Source organism: Lacticaseibacillus salsurivasis (assembly GCF_036246225.1).
Taxonomy (GTDB): Bacteria; Bacillota; Bacilli; order Lactobacillales; family Lactobacillaceae; genus Lacticaseibacillus; species Lacticaseibacillus salsurivasis.
The window spans coordinates 178,883-203,706 of record NZ_BTTP01000003.1 but is presented as its reverse complement, the minus strand read 5'-3'; the positions used below and the strand labels follow the sequence as shown (position 1 = coordinate 203,706).

Annotated in this window: 20 protein-coding genes; 19 read left to right on the top strand and 1 reads right to left on the bottom strand. The window is 54.2% G+C overall.

The genetic code is table 11. The annotated features are described in order from the left end of the window. Positions 1-144: 144 nt before the first annotated feature. The 13 genes from AAA927_RS04455 to AAA927_RS04395 all read left to right on the top strand — a co-directional run bounded on the left by AAA927_RS04455 (position 145) and on the right by AAA927_RS04395 (position 15,451). The gene (locus AAA927_RS04455; RefSeq protein WP_338216115.1) at positions 145-1,239 is read left to right on the top strand and encodes a DUF871 domain-containing protein; all 1,095 of its coding nucleotides are present in this window, start codon (positions 145-147) and stop codon (positions 1,237-1,239) included. A 15-nt stretch (positions 1,240-1,254) separates the two neighbouring features. Further along, a complete protein-coding gene (locus tag AAA927_RS04450) occupies positions 1,255-2,127 on the top strand; it encodes an AraC family transcriptional regulator (protein ID WP_338216113.1) in 873 nt (290 codons plus the stop codon). Between the two features lie 172 nt (positions 2,128-2,299). Beyond that, positions 2,300-2,974 (top strand): Crp/Fnr family transcriptional regulator, encoded by a 675-nt coding sequence (locus AAA927_RS04445; protein ID WP_338216111.1) that lies wholly within the window; start codon positions 2,300-2,302, stop codon positions 2,972-2,974. A gap of 292 nt (positions 2,975-3,266) precedes the next feature. Continuing rightward, the gene (gene obgE, locus AAA927_RS04440; RefSeq protein WP_338216109.1) at positions 3,267-4,553 is read left to right on the top strand and encodes a GTPase ObgE; all 1,287 of its coding nucleotides are present in this window, start codon (positions 3,267-3,269) and stop codon (positions 4,551-4,553) included. A gap of 40 nt (positions 4,554-4,593) precedes the next feature. After that, entirely contained in the window at positions 4,594-6,519 is a 1,926-nt protein-coding gene (locus AAA927_RS04435) for an acyltransferase family protein (RefSeq protein WP_338216106.1), read from the top strand. Positions 6,520-6,558: 39 nt separating this feature from the next. Continuing rightward, complete coding sequence (gene rnz / locus AAA927_RS04430; RefSeq protein ID WP_338216105.1) at positions 6,559-7,515, top strand: ribonuclease Z; 957 nt, start codon at positions 6,559-6,561, stop codon at positions 7,513-7,515. Further along, a complete protein-coding gene (locus AAA927_RS04425; RefSeq protein WP_338216103.1) occupies positions 7,499-8,287 on the top strand; it encodes an SDR family NAD(P)-dependent oxidoreductase in 789 nt (262 codons plus the stop codon). The genes rnz and AAA927_RS04425 overlap by 17 nt, the downstream gene beginning before the upstream one ends. 11 nt (positions 8,288-8,298) lie before the next feature. Then, entirely contained in the window at positions 8,299-8,658 is a 360-nt protein-coding gene (locus tag AAA927_RS04420) for a lipopolysaccharide assembly protein LapA domain-containing protein (protein WP_338216101.1), read from the top strand. Positions 8,659-9,114: 456 nt separating this feature from the next. Beyond that, entirely contained in the window at positions 9,115-11,730 is a 2,616-nt protein-coding gene (gene clpB / locus AAA927_RS04415) for an ATP-dependent chaperone ClpB (protein WP_338216099.1), read from the top strand. 355 nt (positions 11,731-12,085) lie between these two features. Beyond that, on the top strand, positions 12,086-12,274 hold the full coding sequence (rpmF, locus tag AAA927_RS04410; protein WP_125581722.1) for a 50S ribosomal protein L32: 189 nt from the start codon (positions 12,086-12,088) through the stop codon (positions 12,272-12,274). Positions 12,275-12,408: 134 nt separating this feature from the next. Continuing rightward, on the top strand, positions 12,409-12,957 hold the full coding sequence (locus AAA927_RS04405; RefSeq protein WP_338216097.1) for a DUF1836 domain-containing protein: 549 nt from the start codon (positions 12,409-12,411) through the stop codon (positions 12,955-12,957). Positions 12,958-12,962: 5 nt separating this feature from the next. Next, positions 12,963-14,513 (top strand): bifunctional metallophosphatase/5'-nucleotidase, encoded by a 1,551-nt coding sequence (locus AAA927_RS04400; protein WP_338216095.1) that lies wholly within the window; start codon positions 12,963-12,965, stop codon positions 14,511-14,513. A gap of 86 nt (positions 14,514-14,599) precedes the next feature. Beyond that, positions 14,600-15,451: a hypothetical protein gene (locus AAA927_RS04395; RefSeq protein ID WP_338216094.1), complete on the top strand. Its 852-nt coding sequence runs from the start codon at positions 14,600-14,602 to the stop codon at positions 15,449-15,451. Positions 15,452-15,534: 83 nt separating this feature from the next. On the opposite strand, the gene AAA927_RS04390 is transcribed toward AAA927_RS04395, so the two are convergent. Then, positions 15,535-15,732 (bottom strand): YjzD family protein, encoded by a 198-nt coding sequence (locus tag AAA927_RS04390; protein WP_125581730.1) that lies wholly within the window; start codon positions 15,730-15,732, stop codon positions 15,535-15,537. 144 nt (positions 15,733-15,876) lie between these two features. On the opposite strand from AAA927_RS04390, the gene AAA927_RS04385 reads away from it, so the two are divergent. From AAA927_RS04385 to xerD, 6 genes are all read left to right on the top strand, one after another. Beyond that, positions 15,877-19,176 carry a DNA polymerase III subunit alpha gene (locus tag AAA927_RS04385; RefSeq protein WP_338216091.1) on the top strand — a complete coding sequence of 1,100 codons (3,300 nt, stop codon included), beginning with the start codon at positions 15,877-15,879 and terminating at the stop codon, positions 19,174-19,176. A gap of 85 nt (positions 19,177-19,261) precedes the next feature. After that, positions 19,262-20,221: a 6-phosphofructokinase gene (gene pfkA / locus AAA927_RS04380; RefSeq protein ID WP_204118778.1), complete on the top strand. Its 960-nt coding sequence runs from the start codon at positions 19,262-19,264 to the stop codon at positions 20,219-20,221. Positions 20,222-20,297: 76 nt separating this feature from the next. Then, positions 20,298-22,064, top strand: coding sequence for a pyruvate kinase (gene pyk / locus AAA927_RS04375; RefSeq protein WP_125581734.1), 1,767 nt, complete (start codon positions 20,298-20,300; stop codon positions 22,062-22,064). 128 nt (positions 22,065-22,192) lie between these two features. After that, positions 22,193-22,654, top strand: a complete 462-nt coding sequence (locus AAA927_RS04370; protein WP_338216088.1) for a DUF441 domain-containing protein — start codon at positions 22,193-22,195, stop codon at positions 22,652-22,654. A gap of 9 nt (positions 22,655-22,663) precedes the next feature. Beyond that, positions 22,664-23,527 (top strand): S1-like domain-containing RNA-binding protein, encoded by an 864-nt coding sequence (locus tag AAA927_RS04365; protein WP_338216086.1) that lies wholly within the window; start codon positions 22,664-22,666, stop codon positions 23,525-23,527. A 13-nt stretch (positions 23,528-23,540) separates the two neighbouring features. Continuing rightward, complete coding sequence (gene xerD, locus AAA927_RS04360; RefSeq protein WP_338216136.1) at positions 23,541-24,422, top strand: site-specific tyrosine recombinase XerD; 882 nt, start codon at positions 23,541-23,543, stop codon at positions 24,420-24,422. Positions 24,423-24,824 lie beyond the last annotated feature (402 nt).

Sequence of the window (24,824 nt, the reverse complement as noted above, 5' to 3'; positions counted from 1 at the left end):
ACATAACGGTCAAAAACATTCAAATTATCGTCAATGTACGGTCACAAGCCGTCACACTAAAATTGTTCCCACAAATTTGTGGGAAGCCCTTTCATTGGTATGGTCCAAAATGGTAAACTAGATTCGAAAAGGGGGACGATACTCATGGGAAAACTAGGCGTTTCAGTTTATCCAGAACGATCGACTTATGAAAAAGATGCCGCATACTTGGATTTAGCGGCGCAATACAAATTCAAGCGCGTCTTCACCTCGCTACTTGAAATCAAAGGCGACCAAGACGCAGTGGTGAACAATTTCAAGAAGGTCATCAACCATGCCAATGCACTCGGCATGGAAGTGATGGTCGACATCAACCCGGCACTGTTCAAGCAGCTCGGGGTGACTTACGACAACTTGGCGTTCTTCCACGACCTTGGGGCCTGGGGCGTGCGCCTGGATGAAGGCTTCACCGGCGCCGAAGAAGCCCGGATGACGCGTAATCCTTATGGCCTGAAGATTGAAGTCAACATGTCACAAGGCACCCACTACATCGACAACATTATGGCGTTTTCACCTGATCGCAATAACTTACTGGGGTCGCATAATTTCTATCCGCATCGCTTCTCCGGTTTGGGTCAGGCGTTCTTTGAGCAAGCCACGGCGCTTTACACCCAGTACCGTTTGAACACGGCGGCTTTCATTACGTCACAGGCTGCCACCTTCGGCCCTTGGCCAACCCAAGATGGCCTGTGCACGCTGGAATCGCACCGGAACTTGCCAGTGGAGACGCAAGTGAAGCACTATCAGTTGATGGATACCATTAATGATGTCATTATTGCTAATGCTTATGCCAGTGAAGCCGAATTAAAGGCGGCACATGACGCCTTCTTCGCTGCTTACCCCGTGATTAAAGTGGTGCCAGCAGCGGACATGACGCCTTTGGAGCACACCGTGATTTTTGACAATGATCACAGCTATCGCGGTGATCGTAGCGAATATCTGCTGCGTAGCACCATGACGCGGGTGAAGTACCGGGATCGCGACTTCCCGGCGCACAACACCAAGCCGATTACGCGCGGGGATGTGCTGATTGATAACGAGGGCTTTGGCCAATACAAAGGGGAAACCCAAATTGCTTTGCAAGACATGCCCAATGATGGGCGGGTGAATGTGATTGGCCACCTTCACCCTGATGAGGCGTTCCTCTTGAGTTACCTGAAGCCTTGGAGCGGGTTCAAATTTGAGGAAGCCACCCTTTAATTCTTAGAGGTGAGCATGATGGTGACCATCAAACACGAAATGGTGCAGTTGACACCGAGTTTGCCGTTCAAGTTCTATGCCAAAGATCCACATAAGACGGCCATTGCGCCGCATTGGCACCGCGGTTTAGAGCTGAATTGGCTGGTGTCTGGCGGACCGTTGACAGTCGTTCAAAATGGCGTCACGTCGATTTTTCACGCTGGCGCCATGTGGACCGTCGACTCGCGGGTGGTGCACGCCTCGCAAAGCGGCGGTGTGCCCGTGCAAGAATATGGCATCATCATCGATCCGACATTTTTGGAATCCGTGTTGCCTGATAGCGTCAACTGGCACTTTACCTTGCAAGGGCCACCTGAGCCTCCGGCGCCGGCTTATGCGGCTTTGCAGGCGGCCTTTGCCGCGTTGGCCAAACCGATGACGGCACCTCTGACGCCGGTGAGCCGGCTGGAGGCGCTGAGTGCGTTTTACCAAATGCTGGCGCTGCTGGCCACGCATTTCACCGCGGTGAAGGCCACGCCGGTGGTGCGCGTCAATGCGCCCCTGGTGGATGAAGCTATGGCGCTGATCGATCAGCAATATGCCGAGCCGGTCAAAATCAGTCAACTGGCGGCCCAGCTACACACCTCGGTCACCACCTTAGGCAACCAGTTTCAGGCCACGCTGAAGCAATCGCCGAATCAATATCTGCAAGAGGTGCGGTTGATGAAAGCGCGGGAGCTGCTTCTCACCTCTAACAAACCGATTGAGTACGTGGCGATGGCCAGTGGCTTCGGCAATTCCCGGAGCTTAGCCCGGAATTTCAAACGCTGGAAGGGGTTAACCCCGAGTGCCTATCGGGCAGCGTACAAGCGGTATCACCAAAATGACCGCATTTACTTTGAAAATTAACCCCTCGCCAAGGCAGCTGGCCGTTACACTATAGTCGTCAGCCAAATCAAATCGACTCCGCGGTGCCTGGACAGCCTGCGGGGTCCTTTTTTTTTCAGCTGCTAACTTGATGCAAATCAAGTGGGTTCGTTGCTAGATGGCGTATACTATAGGTAAAAGCGAGGTGGGTAAGATGCATCAACACGAAGCAGAAGATTGTGTGCGGCTGGTGCCAATTTTTCAGGCGCTTGACCCAAACGATGTGGCTCAAGTGGCTAAACTGGTGCGCGACCGGCAGTATGCCGCCGGCGAGACGCTGTTTGCGGCAGGGACCGCGGCGGATGCTTTGATGATCATTGCCCATGGTCAAGTCAAAGTCACCCAAACCCTGGCCAGTGGCCGGGAGCAATTATTGCGCGTACTGGGGCCAGGTGAGTTTGATGGCGAGGCCGTCCTGTTCACCCCGAGCGAGCGCACCACCAGCGGCGTGGCCTTAACGCAGGTGGTGGCGTGCACCATTAGTCGTCAGGACTTCCAGCAGTTGTTAAAAAAGACCCCAGCGCTAGCGCTGAACATGCTCAATAGCCTCGGTGAACGCGTGGTGCAGTTAGAGGCCCAAACGACGGCTGCCAATGTGGCCAGCGTCAGTGAACGCCTCGCTGGCTACTTGGTGGAAACCAGCGCCGCGCTTGGCCAGGCTCATTTCACCTTGCCGCTGCAGAAAAAGGACTTGGCGGCGTACTTGGGCACGACCCCAGAAACCGTCAGCCGCAAGCTAGCGGCGTTTGAGCGCGATGGCCTCATCAAGCAAACTGGCCGCAGCCAAATTACGATTTTAGATAGTGACGACCTGAGTTTGGTCGAATAACGGCGCAGGCCGTTATTTTTTTGGTCTCGTCGGCATGGGATAGGACAGAAATTGGTATAATAACGATAATGAAAGTCATGCAGGCGGTGAACGAGTCGCTGCTTCGAGTCCCGGCGTGACGAGCGCTGGTGCCCGCAGGTTGATATAGTGGTAAAAGCTACTCGTCGCACTAAGCCCGCCAACCTTCGCAGCCTGGCTGTATTGCACTTTGGAGGCAGAACCCGTATGATTGACGTTTAGTAGTAGACGTTCGCGTTGGCGCTTGGCGCCAGTTCGGTATAAGGAGGAGCACATGTTTGTCGATCAGGTGACAGTGGAAGTTGAGGCCGGTAAAGGCGGCGATGGGATGGTGGCGTTCCGCCACGAAAAATTCGTCCCGTTTGGCGGGCCAGCCGGCGGCGATGGCGGCCACGGTGGCAGCATCGTGCTTTATGTGGACCCAGGGTTGCGCACGTTGATGGATTTTCGCTATCAACGCCATTTTCATGCCAAAGCTGGTGGCAACGGGCAGGGTAAGCAAATGTATGGCCGCAAAGCGGAAGATATTCGCCTGGCAGTCCCAGCCGGCACTGCGGTTTACGATGCCGATACCCATACTCAAATCGGGGATCTCACCCATAACGGGCAGGAACTCGTGGTGGCCAAAGGCGGGCGTGGCGGGCGCGGCAACGTTCATTTTGTGTCGCCAAAAAACACGGCCCCAGAAATCGCGGAAAATGGCGAACCAGGTCAGCATCGCTATGTCACCTTGGAGCTCAAGGTGCTGGCCGATGTCGGGCTCGTCGGCTTCCCGTCAGTGGGTAAATCCACCTTGCTGTCGGTGGTGACTTCCGCCAAGCCGAAGATTGCGGCTTATCAGTTCACGACCTTAACCCCAAACTTGGGGATGGTGCAACTGGATGACGGCAGCGATTTTGTCATGGCCGATTTGCCAGGGTTGATTGAAGGGGCCTCGACTGGGGTCGGGTTGGGCTTCCAGTTCCTGCGCCATGTGGAGCGGACCCGGGTGATTTTGCATCTGGTGGAAATGGATCCCGAAAATGGACGCGAACCGCTGGATGATTACCATCAGATCCGGCAAGAGCTGGAGACTTACGACGATACGATTTTGGCGCGGCCGCAGCTCGTGGTCGCCACCAAGATGGATTTACCTGGCGCCAGTGAGCGGTTTGCGACCTTTAAGCAAGCCTTGCTTGATGAAGGCGTGCAGGCCAAGGACATCTATGCCATCTCCAGCATCACGCACGATGGGGTCAAGCCACTGATGCAAGACACCGCCAAAGCCTTAGCTTCGGCGCCGGTCTTCACCCCGAAGGCCACGGCGGAACAGGCGGATTATATTTACAAACCAGAAGAGCAGGCAGTCACTGTGACGCGCGATGCAGATGGCACCTTTATTTTAGGCGGCACCAAAGTCGAGCGCTTATTCAAAATGGCTAATTTGGATCATGATGATGGGGCCTTACGGTTTGCCCGGCAGCTGCGGAGTCTCGGCGTTGATGATGCGCTACGGGAAGCCGGCGCGCAAACCGGCGATTTGGTGGCCATCGATGATTTCACCTTTGAATTTGTTGAATAACTAAATGGATTGACAGGCTTGAACAATAGGCGGGGATATCATGGAAGCAAGCGGGCAACGCCGGTACATTGGCGGCTTTGATGGCCTGAGAACCCTCGGAGTGTTAGGCGTGATTTTGTACCATTTGCGGCCAGACTTATTTCAAGGCGGCTACTTGGGGGTTTTGATTTTCTTTGTCATCTCGGGGTATCTGATCACTGACGGACTGTTGCGGGCACACGCCCAAACAGGCCGCTTTGCGGTGCGCAGGTTTTGGCTGAAGCGCATCAAACGGCTGTACCCAGCACTTTTGACGGTGCTACTAGCGGCTAGTGCTTACATCGGTTTATTTGCCCGTGATTTACTCGTTGACTTGCACAAAATTGTGCTGGCAAACTTGGCGCTGGTTTATAACTGGTGGCAAATTGCGCATGGCCAGTCTTATTTTCAGCGCTTTGCCCAAAATGAATCGCCCTTTACCCACTTGTGGACCTTGTCGATTGAAGGGCAGTTTTATCTGCTCCTGCCACTTTTGTTGTGGGTCGTCCTCAAGGTACTCCCGAAAAATCGGCAGCGCTTCGCTGCTGTGTTGACGCTGGCGTTGATCAGTGCCGGCTGGATGGCGGTTTTGTTTCACCTGCAGCCGGCCGGTGCGGATCCTAGTCGGCTTTATTACGGCACGGATACCCGCATTTTTGCTTTGCTACTGGGCACGAGCCTCGCCTTTGCCTGGCCGAGCGCTAAACTGGCTAGTCATTTGCCAAGTACTGGCCGCTGGCTGCTCGATGGGGTCGGGACGCTTGCCGTGTTGGGGATGGGGCTCAGCATTTTCTTTATGAATGCTGAAAGTGCCTTTTTGTATCAGGGCGGCATGTTTCTGTTCACTGTTCTGGCGCTGCTTTTGACCGCGGTGGTGGCGTCACCTGCCACGCTGTGGGGGCGCCTGCTGTCTAATCCGCTATTCCACTGGATTGGCACTCGGAGCTATGGTTTGTATATTTACCAGTTCCCCGTAATGATTTTCTGGGAGAATCGCTTTCGCAACATCGCCGACCATCCGCTTTTGTATCCGGTGATTGAGTGTGCGATTATCGTGCTGCTCAGCGAGCTTTCCTATCATTTCATTGAAAAGCCAGCGCGCCAGTTCACTTGGGGTCAGGCACAGGCGCATCTGCGCCACCAGTGGCAACTGTTTCGGCAGCACCACTTCCGCTTCAAGCAAGTCAAACTGCTGACAGGGCTCGCGATCGCGCTGCTGGGGGTGGCCGCTTTGGTGCAGGCACCTTTCGTCAAGCCGCAAGCGGCGGCGCCCGAAGAAGTGCACCTGAAGGCGAGCGAGGAAACCAAGGCGCAGCGCAAGGCCGATGAAAGGCGCGCCAAAAACGCCATTAAAGCGCAGGCTTCCAGCCAGGCTCAGCCGTCGAGCCAATCTACCAGTGCGACTGCTGATCAGCTAGGGGTGAACGCCAGTTTTGAACGGTTTGGCATCACCCAAACGGCGCTGCAAGCCGCTCAGCATGTGACGGTCACCGCGATTGGCGATTCCGTACTGCTAGGGGCCCGGCCGACGTTGATGCAGCTCATGCCGAATGCCTTTATCGATGGCAAAGTGGCCCGGCAAATGGTCGATACTATTCCTTTGGTTAAGGATTATGCCCGCCAAGGCTTGCTGGCGGATAAGGTTTTGATTGCCTTAGGGACGAATGGCTCGTTTCGGGCCAGCGACTTGGCGGCAATGATGCAAGCCATTGGCCCGAAACGGCAGGTGTATTGGGTCAATGTCCAAGTGCCGACGCGGCCGTGGCAAGGCGTGGTCAACCAATTGCTGGCCAAGGAAGCTAAGCACTACCCGAATTTGACCATCATTGATTGGCATGGCTATGCCAAAAAGCATGAGGATTGGTTTTATCATGACCTGGTTCATCCCAACCAAGTCGGGGTCAAATATTACGCGGCTTATCTGACTTCCGCGCTTGTGCTAAACTGATAACGACACTTTTGGACCCATAGTTAGGATGAAGCAGACATGGAACTTTTATTTTTAGGCACTGGCGCCGGTTCGCCATCGAAAACCCGCAATGTGACCAGCACTGCGTTGAAGCTACTGGATGAGCGCAATGAGGTCTGGCTTTTTGATTGCGGCGAAGGCACTCAGCATCAGATCTTGAAAACCACGATTCGCCCGCGCAAAGTGACCAAAATTTTTATCACGCACCTCCATGGCGATCACCTTTTCGGCCTACCAGGCTTTTTGGCCAGCCGCGCTAATCAAGGGGGTGAGGCGCCGCTGACAATTTATGGCCCGGAAGGCATCGACCGCTATGTGCGCACCAGTTTGCAGGTGAGTCAGACCCGGTTGCCTTATCAGCTCAAGTTCGTCATTCTGAAAAATCCTGGCGTTCTGTTTGAAGATCAAACTTTCAAGGTCAGTTTTGGCCTGCTCAATCACCGCATTAACAGCTTCGGCTTTCGGGTGGAAGAAAAACCGCATCCTGGTGAGTTGCTCATCGATCAGGTGCGCGCCGCTAAAATTCCTGAAGGCCCGCTGTACGCCAAACTCAAGGCTGGCGAAACCATCACCTTACCAGACGGGCGCCAGTTTGACGGCCACGACTTTATCGGCGCCGCCAAGCCGGGGCGTATTGTGGCGATTTTTGGCGATACGCGCAGTACCGACCGGGAATTGCCAATCGCGCAAGATGCCGATGCGATTGTGCATGAAGCCACCTTTGGCCCAGAAGAAGCATCGCTGGCTCGCCAATATTATCATTCCACGAATATTCAGGCGGCGCGCCTGGCGAAAGGCGCCCATGCCAAGCAGCTGCTGTTGACGCATATATCGGCGCGTTACTTAGGGAAAAATGCCCTGATGCTGCAAACGACAGCGCAGCAGATTTTCCCGGCGACGCGGCTGGTGCATGATTTTGACGAAATTCCAATCCCTTTTGCCCAAGGAGGCCCGAACAATGAAACGCTTAGCTAATCAAACGGTAGTGGTAACTGGCGGCTCCAGCGGTCTTGGCCGCGCCATTGGCCTCGAAGCAGCCAAACAAGGCGCCACCGTGGTCTTCTTGGCCCGGCGTAAGGACCGCTTAGTGGCGGCGCAAGCCGAAGCCACGGCCTTATCTGGCCAGCCGGCTTTCGCTTTTGTCTGCGATGTGGCTGATCCAGTGGCGATTGAAGCTGTGGTCGCGCGCATCAAACGCGACGTCGGGCCGGTGGATGTCCTGGTTAACGCGGCGGGTTTTGGCCACTTTGAAGACGCCTTGGCAACGCCCATGGCCACTACTGAAAAAATGTTTCGAGTGAATGTGCTGGGAATGCTGTACATGACCCAGTTAATTGGCCGCGAGATGATTGACCAGCATCATGGGCATATCATCAACATCGCGTCGATGGCAGGCAAAATGGCCACGCCAAAGTCAGCCATTTACTCAGCTACCAAGTTTGCCGTGGTGGGCTATAGTAACGGGTTGCGCCTAGAACTCAAACCGTTCGGCGTGCGGGTGACGACAGTTAACCCCGGTCCCATCAACACCGACTTCTTCACCGTGGCGCAGGCCAATGACTACCTCAAACGGGTGAACTTCATCGTCTTGGATCCAGTCAAGTTGGCCCAGCGGATTGTCTGGAGCTTCCACCGCCCAGTGCGCGAAATTAACGCCCCTTGGGTGATGGCGGCGGCCGCGAAGTTCTATGACTTGGCGCCTCATGTCGGCGATTTTCTGGCCGGCGGATTGTTTAATCAAAAATAGGAGAATCGCTCATGAAAAATCAACAACGGTTAATTGTCGGCCTGGTGCTGGCATTGGTTTTGATCATTTTTGCCGTGCTCAATGGCCAAGGGGTCGACGTGAATTTCTTCGGCGCCCAGTTCACCTGGCCGCTGATTGTCGTGATTGTGGTGTCGGTGATCATCGGCGCCGTGATTACGTTCTTGGTGTCCACCACCGGGCTTTCAAAGATGAAAAAAGAGCTCAAGTCCGCCCAAGCTGCTGAGGCCGGCGCGGCGGAAGCGCAAGCCAAGGCGGTTAAAGAAGCGACTGCTGATTTAACTGCCCAAGTAACGGCTTTGCAAAAGGAGTTGGCCGCGGCTAAAGCGCCAACTGAAGATTCACAGGGTTAATGTGGTTGCCAGTGTCCATTCGGATGCTGGTTCTTTTTTGGCGTCCGCGGGCTTGGCTGGGGCGGCGCCGGGGCACAGTGGGCCGGCTGCGGGGCCGGGCCGAGCCAAGGTCTCGGTCCTCAATCTGGAGCCTCGACTCGCTACGCTCGCCCCCGAGTCTCCAGATTGTCCCCGAAAAAAGGGTGAGCCTGCCAAAAGCGCAGTCTCGCCCTTTTTTTCGTTTCGCTGCTGGACCGCCGCGCCCCTCTGCCGCCCTAGCCACCACCAAAACCTGCGGGCGCAACCGCAATTGCGCTAGGCGGTTTTCATTGCCTTGCCAGTCAGCAGTTGACTAGACTAAAGAGGAAGCTCAGGCTAAAGACTGATTTTGCTGTTTTGACCATTTTTGACCTTTACGGCATTTAGCCTGATTGTTACACTGAAAGCGACATAAACGTTTGATCAGGAGGCCACAATATGAACCCAGATAATTTAACCCAAGCCGTCACCGAAGCCGTGGCAGCGGCGCAGCAAATTGCCCAAGTGCGGCATCACCAAGAAATTGATATTCCGGAATTAATTAAAAGCATGGTCCAGCCAAACGACTTTGGTGCCCAGCTGTTCCAAGACGCTGGCATCAACCTCGACGGACTGAATGCTGTGATTGACCAGGCGATTGATCAGGCGCCAGTCGTCGAAGGTGCGTCCGCATATGGCCAGAACATGAGCCAGAACCTCTACCAACTCTTTCAAGATGCCGATAAGGTGAAAGGTCAGCTGGGCGACGAGTTCATCGCCACCGAAGATGTGTTGCTGGCCTTATTTGATCAGCCGTATAACGTCCTCACCAAGTACCTGACGGATCAAGGCGTCACCGCCAAAAAGTTCCGGCAAGTGGTCGACAAGGCCCGCGGCGGCGCCAAGGTGACGAGTAAAACCGCCGAGAACAACTACAAGGCGCTGCAAAAGTACGGCACGGACTTAGTGAAGGAAGCGCGCTCTGGCAAAATGGATCCCATCATTGGCCGGGATGACGAAATTCGCGATGTGATTCGGATTTTGTCGCGGAAAACCAAGAACAATCCAGTGCTGATTGGGGAGCCAGGGGTCGGCAAAACTGCCATTGTCGAAGGGCTGGCCCAGCGGATTGTCCGCAATGATGTGCCTGATAACTTGAAGAACAAATCTATTGTCTCGCTTGATATGGGTAGTTTGCTGGCTGGCGCGAAGTACCGCGGCGATTTTGAAGAGCGCTTTAAGGCAGTGCTCAACGAAGTTAAAAAAAGTGAAGGCCAAATTCTGCTGTTCATTGACGAAATTCACACCATCGTCGGGGCGGGGAAGGCCGAAGGGGCGATGGATGCCGGCAACCTCTTGAAGCCCATGCTGGCGCGCGGTGAATTGCATTTGATTGGGGCCACCACCTTAGATGAATATCGTGAAAACATCGAAAAAGATAAGGCTTTGGAACGCCGCTTCCAGCGGGTGCTGGTGCAGGAGCCAACGGTGGCAGATACGATTTCGATTTTGCGGGGGCTCAAGGAGCGCTTTGAAATCTTCCATGGCGTGCGCATTCACGATTCGGCCTTGGTTGCGGCCGCCACGTTGTCCAACCGTTACATCACTGACCGGTATTTGCCGGACAAGGCGATTGATCTGATTGACGAAGCCTCGGCGAACATCAATGTCGAGATGAATTCGCGGCCGACAGAGCTGGATGTGGCGGAGCGCAAGCAAATGCAGCTGGAAATCGAAGCCCAAGCGTTGAAGAAAGAAACCGATCCGGCTAGTCAAAAACGCCTAGCGCAAGCGCAAGCCGACTTGGCAAACTTGAAGGAAGAAACCAACAAGCTCAAGGCTCAGTGGGATGCGGAAAAGCAAGATATCAACCAGTTGAACGAGAAGAAAGCCGAAATCGACAAGGCCAAACATGATCTGGAGGACGCCCAGAGTCGTTATGATTTGGAAGCGGCGGCGCGCCTGCAGCATGGCACGATTCCAGAACTGGAAAAAGAGCTTCAGCAACTGGAATCCACAGATCGGCCTGACAGTTGGCTCGTCCAAGAATCGGTCACCGAAAACGAAATCGCCGCGGTGATTTCACGCCAAACCGGCATTCCGGTGGCCAAACTGGTCGAAGGCGACCGTCAGAAGCTCCTGCATTTGCCAGAGAAACTCCATCAACGCGTGATTGGCCAAGATGAGGCCGTCGATGCGGTGGCAGATGCGGTGCTGCGCTCGCGTGCCGGGCTGCAGGATCCTAGCCGGCCGCTGGGGAGTTTTCTGTTCCTTGGCCCCACTGGGGTCGGGAAAACAGAGCTGGCCAAATCGTTGGCGGAAGATCTCTTTGATTCTGAAAAGCATATGGTGCGCATCGATATGTCCGAATACATGGACAAGATTTCGGTTTCCCGGCTGGTCGGTGCTGCGCCAGGTTATGTGGGCTACGAAGAAGGCGGCCAGTTGACCGAAGCCGTGCGGCGCAATCCGTACACGATTGTCTTGCTGGACGAAATCGAAAAGGCGCATCCTGACGTCTTCAACATTTTGCTGCAGGTCTTGGATGACGGCCGGTTAACCGATAGCCAAGGACGCACCGTTGATTTCAAAAACACGATTATCATCATGACCTCCAATCTTGGCTCTGAAGCCTTGCTGGATGGCATGGCTGATGACGGCACCATCACCGAAGCCGCGCATCAGGCCGTACTGGCCCAAGTGCGGACGCACTTCAAGCCTGAGTTCTTGAACCGAATCGATGACATCATCATGTTCAATCCGCTGCGCTTAGCCGATGTCGAAAAAATTGCCGTCAAGGATCTGGCTCAACTTAGTAAGCGGCTGGCGGATCAAAATATCCAGCTGACGGTGACCCCAGCGGCCCAGGAATGGCTGGCGCATAAAGGCTACGAGCCTGCCTATGGCGCCCGGCCGCTGCAGCGCCTGATCACCACAGCTATCGAAACGCCGCTGGCCAAGCAGTTGATTGCCGGCACGATTATGCCGGATAGCACCGTCGAAATTGGCGTGAAGGATGCCGCGTTGACGTTTACCAGCCAGCCGGTCGGTGATGCAGCAAACAAGGCTGATTAAGTGCACCGCCTTCGAGCAAAAGTAGCCGCCGGCAGCGGTAAATAATCGACCGTCGCCCATGTTCTTGGTCAGTGACCTTGAGGCCGCCCATGCTTGCATCGAAGACGCTATGCCGATTGTCGATGCTGCTGGCACGCGCGTTTGGGTTTCCCGTTCCGGATGGCTGTTATTTTGCCATGGGGGAACGCGCACACAATTTTTAGCTGTTAAGGTCTTGCCTTGACGCCTGTTTTCTAGTATCATAAGTCATGCTGTGATAGCAAAAAGCTATCCAAGGCATCGGCCAGCGGCTTGCATTTTCCGCTGGGTTCGGTATAGTAGGTAAGAAATCTAAAACAAAAGGGGTTTTCCGCTCATGGCAGTTCCAGCACGCAGGACTTCAAAAACCAAGAAGCGTATGCGCCGCGGTCATATCAAGTTGAATGTGCCTAACTTGCAGTTCGACGCAGCGACCGGCGAATACCGCGTTTCACATCACGTTTCACCTAAGGGCTTCTACAAGGGTGCCCAAGTGGTTAAGAAGAGCGAAGACGCAAAAGCGTAATCACTCATGAAAGTGTTGATCAAGTTGATCAGCACTTTTTTTATGGATTGGCCAGACCTAGACTTTAAAACCAGGTGGCATGTTATAATGGTGGGGAAGCAAGATCACATGCCAACTGAACAAGGAGGAGCAACATGGCTGAAGAAGAAGCGTATTCGGCATATCTCAAACAATTGCAGCAGGTCGATTTACCACGGTGGACGGATTTGCCACAGTTTGATTTGTACATGGACCAGGTCGTGCAGTTCGTCAATGATATTGTCCAGCCGCTGGGGCTGGGCGAGCTGACCGCCACGATGGTGAATAACTATGTCAAAAAAGGCGTGATTACCCCGCCGATCAAGAAAAAGTACCAAAAAGGCCAAGTCGCCAACATTTTGATGATTGCGATTTTAAAGCCGGTGTTTGCGCTCGACACCATCGCTGCCGGCATTGATTACCAGCTGCAAGGCCGTGAGAAGCAACAAGCGTTTGATTCGTTCATCCTCGGCTTCATCACCGCGATTCAGCAGGCCAATTCCAGCTTCAGCGGCGAAGTCATGATTAACAAGATCAACAAGCAGGACACCCTGAATGTGCAAAGCGCGATGGTCGATTTGGCCATCAATGCCGTCCTGCAAAAAATGCTGGTGGAGGCGATGGTCAAAATGGTCACGCCTGAAGCCCCGAAGAAGAAGGCCTAAACGCGATGAAATTAACGATTCTGTCGACCAGTGACACGCATGGCTTTGTGTTGCCCACGAATTATGTCAAACGCAATCAAGATTTACCCTTTTCCTTAGCCAAGGCCAAAAGCACCCTTGACCAGCTGCGGCAGGTGGCGGCTGGCCCAGTGCTGACCATTGAAAATGGCGACTACCTGCAAGGCTCTTCGCTGGCTTATTATGCCGCACGCGTCAAGCACCAGCCAGCGTTGGAAACTGCGGCCTATAACGCGGTCGGCTATGATGCCGGAATTATCGGCAACCATGAGTTCAACTATGGCCGGGATTATTTGAGCACCGCGATTAAGACGCTGAATTACCCAGTACTGTGCGCCAATATTCTGGCTGGCGACGAGCCAGCGTTTGGCGCGCCGTATCAAATCTTTGAGAAGGCCGGCGTCAAAATCGCGGTGCTGGGGCTGACCACCAGTTATATCCCGCACTGGGAAGGCCTAGCGCATATTGCGGGCCTCGCCTTTAACGACGTGGTAGAAACTGCTCGCCAGTGGGTGCCCCGGCTGCGGGAACTCGCCGATGTGGTGGTGGTGGCATATCACGGCGGCTTCGAACGTGACCTGAAGACAGGGGAACCGACCGAGCGGCTAACTGGCGAAAATGTCGGCTATGAATTGACCCAGATTCCCGGGATTGATGCGCTGGTGACCGGCCATCAACATCGCGAAATTGCGGCGGTGGTCAATGGGGTGCCGGTGACGCAACCAGGTTATCGAGGCCAAGACGTTGGCGTGATCACGCTGGAGCTGACTGCCACCAGTACCGGTTATCAAGTGGTAGCAGGCAGCGGGACGGCGGCCTTGGCCCCGACTGGCGACCAACCGGCTGATGCGGCGGTCGTTAATAGTGTGGCCGCGGTGCAAACGGCGACAGAAGACTGGCTGGATTCGCCCCTTGGCCATGTGAAAGGCGATATGACCATCGCCGATCCGGCCGCGGCGCGGATTAAGGAGTCCGCCTACATCGAATTCATCAATCGCGTGCAAATGGCCGCCACCGGCACCGACATTGCCGGTACGGCGTTGTTTAACAACGAAGGCACGGGTTTTGCCTCAGAGATTACGATGCGAGATGTGGTCACCAACTACATCTATCCCAATACCTTGGCGGTGCTGAAGCTCTCCGGGGCGGACCTGAAAGCAGCGCTGGAGCAGGTGGCGGAGTTCTTCAGTCTCGATGATGGCCAACTGGTGGTGACGCCGCGCTTCCTCAAGCCGAAACCTCAGCTTTACAACTACGATATGTACGAAGGCATCACCTATACGCTGGATATTCGCCAGCCAGTCGGTCAGCGCGTCACTCAGCTGCTGTATCACGGTCAGCCGGTGGTCGCAGCCGGCACTTATGAGGTGACCATGAACTCGTATCGAGCCGCTGGCGGTGGCAATTATGCCATGTTTTCCCCGGCTAAAATTGTCCGCGAAAATCAAAAAGATATGACCGAACTGATTGCCGATTACTTGCAGGAACATCCAGAAATAACAGCTTCGGCCAATCAAAACTTTACGATTCAGGCTTAAAATGTGACAACTAGTCACTTTTTCCTTGTGCTTTGGGCGGGGCCAGCGTAGGCTATTCAGAGAAATAAATAAAAGGATGGTTGCTCATGAAAAAGTTCAAAACGACACTCCTCGCGCTCGGGCTGACCGCTGTGTTAGCCGGTTGTGGGAATAAGTTAACCACGACCAAACCGGTTTACAATAACTCGGGGATGGTCGCGGTGATCAAAGGGGATGCATCCGGTAAAACGGTGAGCTACAAAGCGCCCACCAAAACCGGTTCAGTGAAGGTACACAACGGTAAATATGTTGTGACCCTCCCAATGAGCACCAAAGCTCAAACCGTGACCCTGAAGGCGAACGGTCAGACAGCTACGACAAAAATCAAAGCAGCGACCGCCATTGGTACTTACAGCGTGGTTGCCGACCAATACAATCAGGCCTTAGTGATGACGGCGGTGCCGGCAGACACTTTAAAGGCCATGCAGGCAGCGCAAAAGCAAGGTACGCCAACCCAAGCGCAGATTGCCGCCATGACCCCTGCTCAGCAGCAAGCCCTGCTCAAGCAGCAACAAGAATTTCAGGCGGCTCTGACCAAGGCCAAGGCTGACGTGAAAGACCAGCAGCTGCCAGCCAAGGTGGAGGGGCTTAAGCAAGTGGTTAAAACCACTTCGAGCACGATGCGAGTGAATGTCCAAGATGGTGAATTGCTTTCTGCCACCTTGTCTGCCCCAGTGAAGGCCTTAAAAGGCTCGCAGAAGGACAATCAGTTCGGCATTGAATTTGGGCTGTTGGCCAATGCCTTAGGCGCCGATGCCCAAAAAGTCGGCACTCAGTTCCAAAAAGCCATTAAGGACCAAAACGGCTCGCAGACCACGATCAAAACCATCACCAGCAATGGGGTGAAGTTTGACGTTGGTTTCTCAGCCAGTGAATTGTTTATCTATATGACCAAGTAATTGAAAAATCGGGGTGATGACGGCATGGTCATCGCCCCGATTTTTGATTCAAAAAAACCTCGCTTTTCAGCGGGGTTCGAAGCTTAATTCGCTTTTTTATCAGTGGCAGTGCTATCAAAGTGTTTCATGATTGGCGGCAAGGCGAAGAGGATGATGACAAACAAAATTGACGTGATGCCAGCCATCTTGGGATCGTATGTCCCACCGCTCAAGGCACTGACCAGAAAGCCGACGACCTGACCTAAAATCACGCCCCAGACTAAAGTTGCTACGTAGCGCATAGAATCCCTCTTTTCTGATGTCAGTTTAACACGCTGAAAAGAAAAATGAAACTGACAAGGCCGTTTTCATTCTGGTCAGGCAAAATAACCCGCCGCCTCTGCGGAAACAGGTGGAGTCGGGTATAATGGCATTGAGGTGGCAACATGTTTACACATATTCAAGTTCAAAGCGCCAATTCCTTGCTTCAAAGCCCGTTGACTTTGGAGCAGATCATCACTGCTGCCAAGGACCGCGGCTTTTCGGCGGTCGGGCTCAGTGATGTCAATGTGGTGTATGGCATTGTCGATTTTTACCGACAAGCCACCGCCGCACACATCAAACCGCTGTTAGGCATGACGGTCGCCGTTGCTGACGCCCGTTTCTTAGTCGTGGCTGAAACCACCGCTGGGTATCATCAGCTGCTGCGGCTTTCGAGTGCCATCATGTTGCAATCTGAGTTGCCTAAACTGGCCGATTTGCCGGCTTTAACCGGGATGGCGGTGATTATACCTGGGGCCGATTTGCTCAGTCCAGCATTTGCCGAGCGCGGCTACACTGGGGTGGACCTGGTGGCGGCGTTGAAAGGCAAAAAGCCGGCGAGTTTGTATCTGGGCCTGACGGCGGGGGAGCTGGGCGGTTCTTTGCAGCAGTTTGCCGAGACGCAAAAACTGCCCCTTTTGGCTTTGAGCCAAGTCAGCTACCTCAATCCCACCGACGCGTTCACGCAGAAGGTGATGGCAGCGATTAAATCTGGCCAGCAGCTTAATTTTCGGGATCCGACTTTGATGGATGCCGGTCCTGATTGGCTGACCCCAGCTGATCAGGCCGCCGCACCTTTCGCGCAGTTGCCTGAAGCGCTGACTAACCTTGAAGCCCTAGTGGCGCGCTGTCAGGTGACCATTGAATTCAAGCAGCCGCAGCTGCCGCATTTTCCCACCCCGGACAACCAGCCAGCGGCATCGTATCTGGCCAGCCTGGCCCAAGCTGGTTTGACCAAGCGCATGGGGACGGTGCCACCCGACTATCAGAAGCGGCTCGCTTATGAGCTCAAAGTCATTGATGAAATGGGCTTTGCTGATTACTTCCTGGTGGTGTGGGATGTGATGAACCACGCCCATGAAGTCGGGATTATGACCGGTCCCGGGCGTGGTTCTGCGGCAGGCGCGCTGGTGGCCTATGCGTTGGCGATTACCGAAGTGGATCCGATTGAATACCATTTGCTGTTTGAACGGTTTCTCAATCCGGCCCGGGCGCAAATGCCAGATATTGATTTGGATATCCCGGATGATCGCCGGGGCGAGCTCATTCAATATGTCCATGACCGGTATGGGGATGACCACATGGCTCAAATCATCACCTTCGGCACGTTTGGCGCTAAGCAAGCCATTCGCGATGTGGCGCGGGTGTTTGGCCTCAGTCAATTTGACAGCAATAAGTGGAGCAATGCCATTCCTAGCCAGTTGCATATCAATCTGAAGCAAGCGTATGAGGATTCTCTGCCGCTGCGTAATCTCGTGGGGGATGCGCCGGAGAATCAGCGGCTGTTCCAAACCGCGCTGGCCTTGGAGGGGCTGCCGCGCCACTATTCCACCCATGCGGCTGGGATTGTGCTGGCGCAAGAAGTCCTGACTGACACCGTTGCCTTGCAAGACGGCGGCGATGGCATTGCCCAAACCCAAGTGACCATGGTCAATGTCGAGGCGTTGGGCCTGCTCAAAATCGACTTTCTCGGCTTGCGCAACCTCAGTCTGCTGGCCCGCGCCAGCAAGGCCATTGCGTATCAAACCAAGCAAGCGTTTGACCCTAAGCAAATCCCGCTGGATGATGCGGCGACCTTGCGGTTATTTGCGCGCGGGGATACCAACGGTGTGTTCCAGTTTGAATCGGCTGGGATTCGCTCGGTGCTCAAACGCCTGCAGCCCACGACTTTTGAAGATGTTGTGGCCACCAATGCCTTGTACCGACCAGGGCCAATGGAGCAAATCGATACCTTCATTCGCCGCAAGCATGGCCAGGAGCCCATCACCTACGCTGCCCCGGCTCTGAAGCCGATTTTGGCGCCAACCTATGGCGTCTTGGTGTACCAGGAGCAGGTCATGCAAGTGGCGAGCACCATGGGCGGTTTCAGTTTAGGCGAAGCCGATTTACTGCGCCGTGCGATGAGTAAGAAAAAAGCCGCCGTCCTGGCAGCTGAAAAAACGCGGTTCCTGGCCGGGGCCAAGGCTAAAGGCTACGATCAGGCGACCGCGGAAACGGTTTACGACTATATCGACCGCTTTGCCAATTACGGTTTCAACCGTAGCCATGCGGTGGCTTACAGCATGATTGCCTTTTGGTTGGCTTACATCAAAGTCCATTATCCGACGGCATTTTTCGCGGCGCTGATGAACAGCACGCTGAATAGTGGCCCTAAGCTGCGCCAATATGTGCAGGAGCTCAAACAGCGCAAAATCAAAGTGCTGGCGCCAGATATCAATCGCAGTGGGCTGGTTTTCCGCATAGAAGGCGCCAGTCTGCGCTTTGGCTTTTTGTCCATCAAGGGGCTGCGCCGGGACTTTGCCGATGCACTGCTGGCGGCACGCTCTGACGGGCCGTTCCGTTCGTTGCAAGATGTCTTCCAGCGGCTTGACCCCAAGTGGCTGAAGGCAGAACAATTCGCGCCGCTAGTAGCGGCGGGGGTATTTGATCAGTTTGATGACAATCGGGCGCAGGTTACTGCTAATCTCGCTGAGCTGATTGAAACCGTTAAGTTGGCTGGTAACGATGTGGGGTTGTTTGAAGCTTTTCAGCCCAAGCTGATTAAAGTGCCGCGGCAGTCAGCCACCGAGCAGCTCGACCAAGAAGCTGCCGTACTGGGCGTGTACTTGTCGGGGCATCCCGTGGATCGTTATCAGAACCAACTGGCACCGTTTTATCCGATTACGGCCACCACGGCGCTGCAAGGGCAAAAGCAAGCCACGGTGCTGCTGGTGATTCGCCGGATCAAACGCATTCGCACCAAGAAGGGGCAGGAAATGGCGTTCATCGATGGTCAAGATGCCAGCGGTCCGCTGAGCATCACGGTTTTTCCTAGTCTTTACCCGGCCATCAGTGAATTTAAGGTGGATCAGGTGGTGCTGGTGCAAGGCAAAGTCGAAGAGCGCGATGGCCTACAAATGATTGCCAACCAAATCGACTTGGCGGATCAGCTGGTGGCTAAACTCCCAGCGGCTAAGTTGTTCATTCAGTTGCATGACCAAACACCGGCCCAGCAAAAAGCGTTGCTGGCGCTGCTAGGCCAAATGACCGGGCCTATCCCGGTGATCACGGTGAATGCACAAACCCGTGAAAGCGTCATGCTCAATCGGCGCTACTGGATCGATGCCAGTGATGAAAACGTCGCCAAGATTAAGGGCCTGATGGGAGAAAAAAACGTTGTGCTCCAGCGGGTTGAGCGGGTTTCGGAAAAAATGGAAAATTCATAAGCAATAGGCGACATTTTTTCAGAAAAGTGATATGCTTAACAAGTGTTTGGGGGTTACCCCAAAAAGAAAATCATGAGGTGAAATGATGAAACGCATTGGGATTATGACCAGTGGCGGCGATGCACCCGGCATGAATGCTGCGGTGCGCGCGGTCGCTCGTAAAGCCATTACGGAAGGCCTTGAAGTCTTCGGGATCAACTACGGTTTCGCTGGCCTGGTTGCTGGCGATATTTTCCAAATCACACCGGCTGAAGTGAGTGATGTGATTCAGCGCGGCGGTACCATGCTGTATTCTGCACGTTACCCTGAGTTTGCTCAGGAACCCGTTCAACTGAAGGGGATTGCCCAACTGAATAAGTTCGGCATCGATGCTTTGGTGGTTATCGGCGGCGACGGTTCTTACCACGGCGCTTTGCGGCTGACCGAACATGGCTATAATGCCATCGGCCTGCCAGGCACGATCGATAACGATATCCCGTACACCGACTTTACGATTGGCTTTGACACCGCGGTTAACACCGCCTTGGATGCCATCGATAAGTTGCGTGACACCGCTGCTTCCCATGAACGGACCTTTGTGGTTGAAGTCATGGGTCGCAACTGCGGCGACATCGCCATGTGGGCCGGTGTGGCTGGCGGCGCAAGCGACGTCATCATCCCAGAACACGACTACGACATCGAAAAAGTCGCTGATCGTTTGCGTTCTTCCCGTCAGCGCGGGGAAAAGCATGCCATCATCGTGCTGGCCGAAGGTGTCATGACTGCCGCTGAATTTGCTGACAAGCTTGGCAAGTACGGCGACTTCCAGCTGCGCGCGACCACGATTGGCCACGTTCAGCGCGGTGGTTCACCAACCGCTAAGGACCGGGTTTTGGCTTCCGAAATGGGCGCCTATGCGGTTGAACTGTTGATGGCAGGCAAAGGCGGTCTGGCCGTTGGGATTCAAAACAACAAGTTGGTTAACCACGCGATGACCGATTTGTTCAATTCCAAGCATGAAAGTCAGCTTTCTCTTTACAAGCTGGCTTCTGACCTGGCTTACTAGTCTCGTTTTACTTTAATTGTGTTAATTCTGGCGTAAAAGTCGGCATTAAAAATTGTCAAAGGAGCGATTTTACATTATGAAAAAAACCAAGATCGTTAGCACGCTCGGTCCGGCCAGCAACACGACGGACATCATCGTTAAGCTGATCCAGGCGGGGGCCAACGTATTCCGGTTTAACTTCTCTCATGGGGACCACGAAGAACACTTGGCTCGCATGAATATGGTTCATGAAGCTGAAAAGATCACCGGCAAGACAGTTGGGATCATGCTTGACACGAAGGGTGCTGAAATCCGGACCACGGTTGAGCACACTGACAACGGCAAGATTGAATATCATACTGGCGATGTGATGCGGATTTCGATGGACGCTAGCCTCGAAGGAACCAAAGAAAAAGTCGCTGTCACCTACCCAGGTTTGTATGACGATACCCACGTTGGCGGCCATGTGCTGTTCGACGATGGTTTGATTGATGTTTTGATCACCGAAAAGGACGAAGCCAACCGCGAACTGGTCTGCACCGTGCAAAACGACGGTGTCTTGGGCAGCCGTAAAGGTGTCAACGCCCCTGGTGTTTCCATCAACCTGCCAGGGATTACCGAAAAAGACGCCGATGACATTCGTTTCGGCTTGGACAATGGGATCAACTTCATTGCTGCTTCCTTCGTTCGTAAGCCTCAGGACGTGATGGACATTCGCGAATTGCTCGAAGAAAAGAACGCCCTGAACGTTCAGATCTACCCAAAGATCGAATCCCAAGAAGGTATCGACAACTTTGACGATATCCTGAAGGTTTCCGATGGTTTGATGGTTGCTCGTGGCGACATGGGGGTTGAAATTCCATTTGAACATGTGCCAATCGTTCAGAAGACTTTGATCCGCAAGTGCAACGATGCTGGTAAGCCAGTCATCACTGCGACCCAGATGCTGGATTCCATGCAAGAAAACCCACGCCCAACGCGTGCTGAAGTCAATGACGTGGCTAACGCGGTCTTTGACGGCACCGACGCGACGATGTTGTCTGGTGAATCCGCTAACGGTGAATACCCAGTTGAATCCGTTGCTGCGATGGCACGGATCGATGCTTACATCGAAGACCAGATCACCAAAGAAGGCGGCTACGCTGAACGCGACTACGCCAACGCTTCTGTGACTGAATCCGTTGGGGTTGCTGTTGCCCGCACCGCTAAGAAGCTGGGCGTGAAGACCATTGTGGCGGCTACCAACTCTGGCTACACCGCACGCATGATCTCCAAGTACCGTCCAGATGCTGACATTTTGGCCATCACCTTCGACGAAAAGACCCAGCGCGGCTTGACCATCAACCGCGGCGTCTTCCCAATCGTTGCTGATCGTCCAAACAGCACCGACGAAATGTTCGACTTGGCCACCAAGAAGGCGCAAGAACTCGGCTTTGCTGAGGAAGGCGACTTGATCTTGATCACTGCCGGCGTACCGGTTGGTGAAAGTGGCACCACCAACGTCATGAAGGTTCAACTCATCGGCTCCAAGCTGGTTCAAGGCTCTGGGGTTGGCGACGAAGCTGTCGTTGGTAAAGCCGTCTTGGCTAACAGCGCTGATGAAGCTGCTGCTAAGATGCAAAAGGGTGACATCCTGGTTGTTAAGACCACGGATAAGGATTACCTGCCAGCCATCGAGAAGGCTTCGGCCTTGGTCGTTGAAAATGGCGGCCTGACCAGCCACGCTGCTGTGGTTGGGATTGCCATGGGTATTCCGGTTGTTGTTGGCGCTGAAGATGCCCTGAAGGCCATCACCGATGGTCAGGTCATCACTGTTGACTCCCGTCGTGGGATTGTCTACAAAGGTGCGACCAACACCCTGTAATCACTTGTGATAACAGCTATGAAAGTCGGGTCAGCATTTGCTGGCTCGGCTTTTTTGGTGCGCCGGTAAAGGTGACTTTTGCTTTGAACTCGCGTAAAGTAGAAACAGAACAAATGCAGGGGGTCATTATGGAAAGCTGGGCATTTTTAACCGCCATCTTGGCAATCGCCGCCGTGGCGAAGAATAAAGCGCTACTGATCGGGGTCGGATTTGTGATGGTGATCAAACTGATTCCAGCCTTTCAGCCGCTGCTAAAAACCATTCAGGCGCAAGGCATCAACTGGGGTGTGACTATTATTTCGGCTGCCATCATGGTGCCAATTGCCACCGGCGAAATTGGCTTCAAGGAGCTGCTGCAGGTGGTCAAAAGCCCCGCTGGCTGGATTGCCATTGCCATGGGCATTTTGGTGGCGGTGCTATCCAGCAAAGGGGTCGGGCTGCTCGCCCAGAGCCCGGAAATGACGGTCGCCTTGGTGTTTGGCACCATTGTCGGCGTCGTGTTCCTCAAAGGTATTGCCGCCGGCCCGGTGATTGCCAGTGGCATGACCTACGTGATTTTAACAGTGTTTAATATCGTGCCCACACATTAGGAGGCAACCATGAACTTTAACGGTCAAATCATTGACGCGACAGTTTCAGATACGAATGATACCCAAGTCTTCGCCCAATACGACGGCGTGACCTTAGCCATCGACCAAACCGAATTTGAGATAGTGCCGGCCACCGGCGCCACCGTGCACGGGTTTGCGTATGAAAATAAAAATGACACGGCGCGGCTGACAACCAAAATTCCAACCATTGGTTATGATCACTACGCTTTTGCCACAGTCGTCCAGGTGCGCAAGGACTTAGGCGTCTTCTTGGACATCGGGCTGCCGGACAAAGATCTGGTGCTGTCCTTGGACCAGTTGCCAGAACTGGCGCGGCTGTGGCCAGCCAAAGGCGACCGCTTGATGGTCTCGATGCGCATCGATAAAAAGCATCGCCTCTGGGCGGATTTGGCGGATGAGACCATGTTTCAAGCCATTGCCAATCAGGCCAAGCCCACGATGATGAACGCCGATGTGACCGCGACCGTGTACCGGTTGAAGCTGGCAGGCACGCATGTCATCACGTCAGATTACTATCTCGGCTTTATTCACCCCAGCGAACGGCAAACTGAACCGCGGCTCGGGGAAGTGGTGCACGGCCGGGTCATTGGCGTGCGAGATGATGGTAGCTTAAATCTCTCGCTGAAGCCGCGGGCCTTCGAAGAAATCTATGATGACGCGGCGATGATTTTGGCGGTCATCGATCATGACCCTAGCCGCAGTATCCCTTACACGGATAAAAGTGATCCTGAAGCGATCAAGGCTGCGTTTGGCATCAGCAAAGGGGCCTTTAAGCGCGCGCTGGGGCACCTGCTCAAAGCCAAATTGATCACGCAGCAAAATGGGGTGACCAAGCGGAATGACCAGCAGTAAAAAGCGTCAGGCCATGGCCGACCAAATTGGTGATTTTGTCCATTATCTGGATGTTGAACGTGGGCTCGCCAAAACGACCCAAACCAGCTATCGCCAGGATCTGAATGAATTCGCGGACTGGCTCGATATCAGTGAGGCCCCTGGCTTTCCTGAATCGCTTGAGTCGATTCAGGCCTTTTTGGCGACCCAAAGTGACGTCAAAGCCGCTACCTCAGTGAGCCGGATGATTTCGGCCTTGCGCAAGTTTTATCGCTACCTCTTGCGCGAAACTGTGGTTAGCAGCGACCCCATGACCATGGTCGCCTCACCCAAGCCCGCCCAGCATTTACCAGCCACCTTATCGGGACCGGAAATTGATGCCTTAATGGCCGCGCCTGATATCACGCAGCCGCTGGGGTTACGCGATCGAGCCATGTTTGAGCTGATGTACGCCACCGGCCTGCGGGTGTCGGAACTCGTTAACCTGCGCTTGGATCAAATGCACCTCTCGCTTAACCTGCTGGAAGTGACGGGGAAAGGCGACAAGCAGCGTATCGTGCCCGTGTCGCCGCAAGCAGTCGACTGGGTCAATCAGTATCTGCAAAACAGCCGCCCGGCCTTGATCAAAAAAACGCCGCCGGCCGTTGTATTCGTCAATTTTCACGGCCGCCAGCTCACGCGCCAAGGCATCTGGAAGAACCTCAAAGCTTATATTCAAGCCTTAGGCATCGAAAAGGACGTCACCCCGCACACCTTGCGCCACAGCTTTGCCACCAATCTCCTTGAAAACGGGGCAGACTTGCGGGTCGTGCAAGAACTCCTCGGCCACGCCGACATCAGCACAACGCAGATTTACACGCATTTAAGCAATAAGAAGATCATGAAGGTCTATCACGATACACATCCACGGGGGTAGGCGGGACGCTAATCCTCTACTTCATCCACTTTAGATCTTAACGTAACCACAGAGTTGGCGGTCCTTGCAATCGTATATCATGTGATTGGTTTGGAATCAGAGGCGTTGCTCCTTTGGGGGTCTAACCGTTATCGTAGGGTAGGACAGCTGGAGCAGGCAGGGGCTCAGTGGTGAAATTGTTCTTAGCCAGTGGTTTTTACTGGCTTAGAACAAGCCGCGACTTTGAGACTTGCGGAGCAAGGCTCAAAGCGCTGGCCACCACGTTCCAGCCCCTGCCTGCGGAAGCTGTCCTGCCCGGGCGCCTGTGATTAACCGTAGTTGCGCTCCGTAAGGCCAACGCCCGAGCAGTTAGCTACGGCGTAAGCCTCGCCGTCAAAGTGCGACGGCAATGCTTACGCCTAG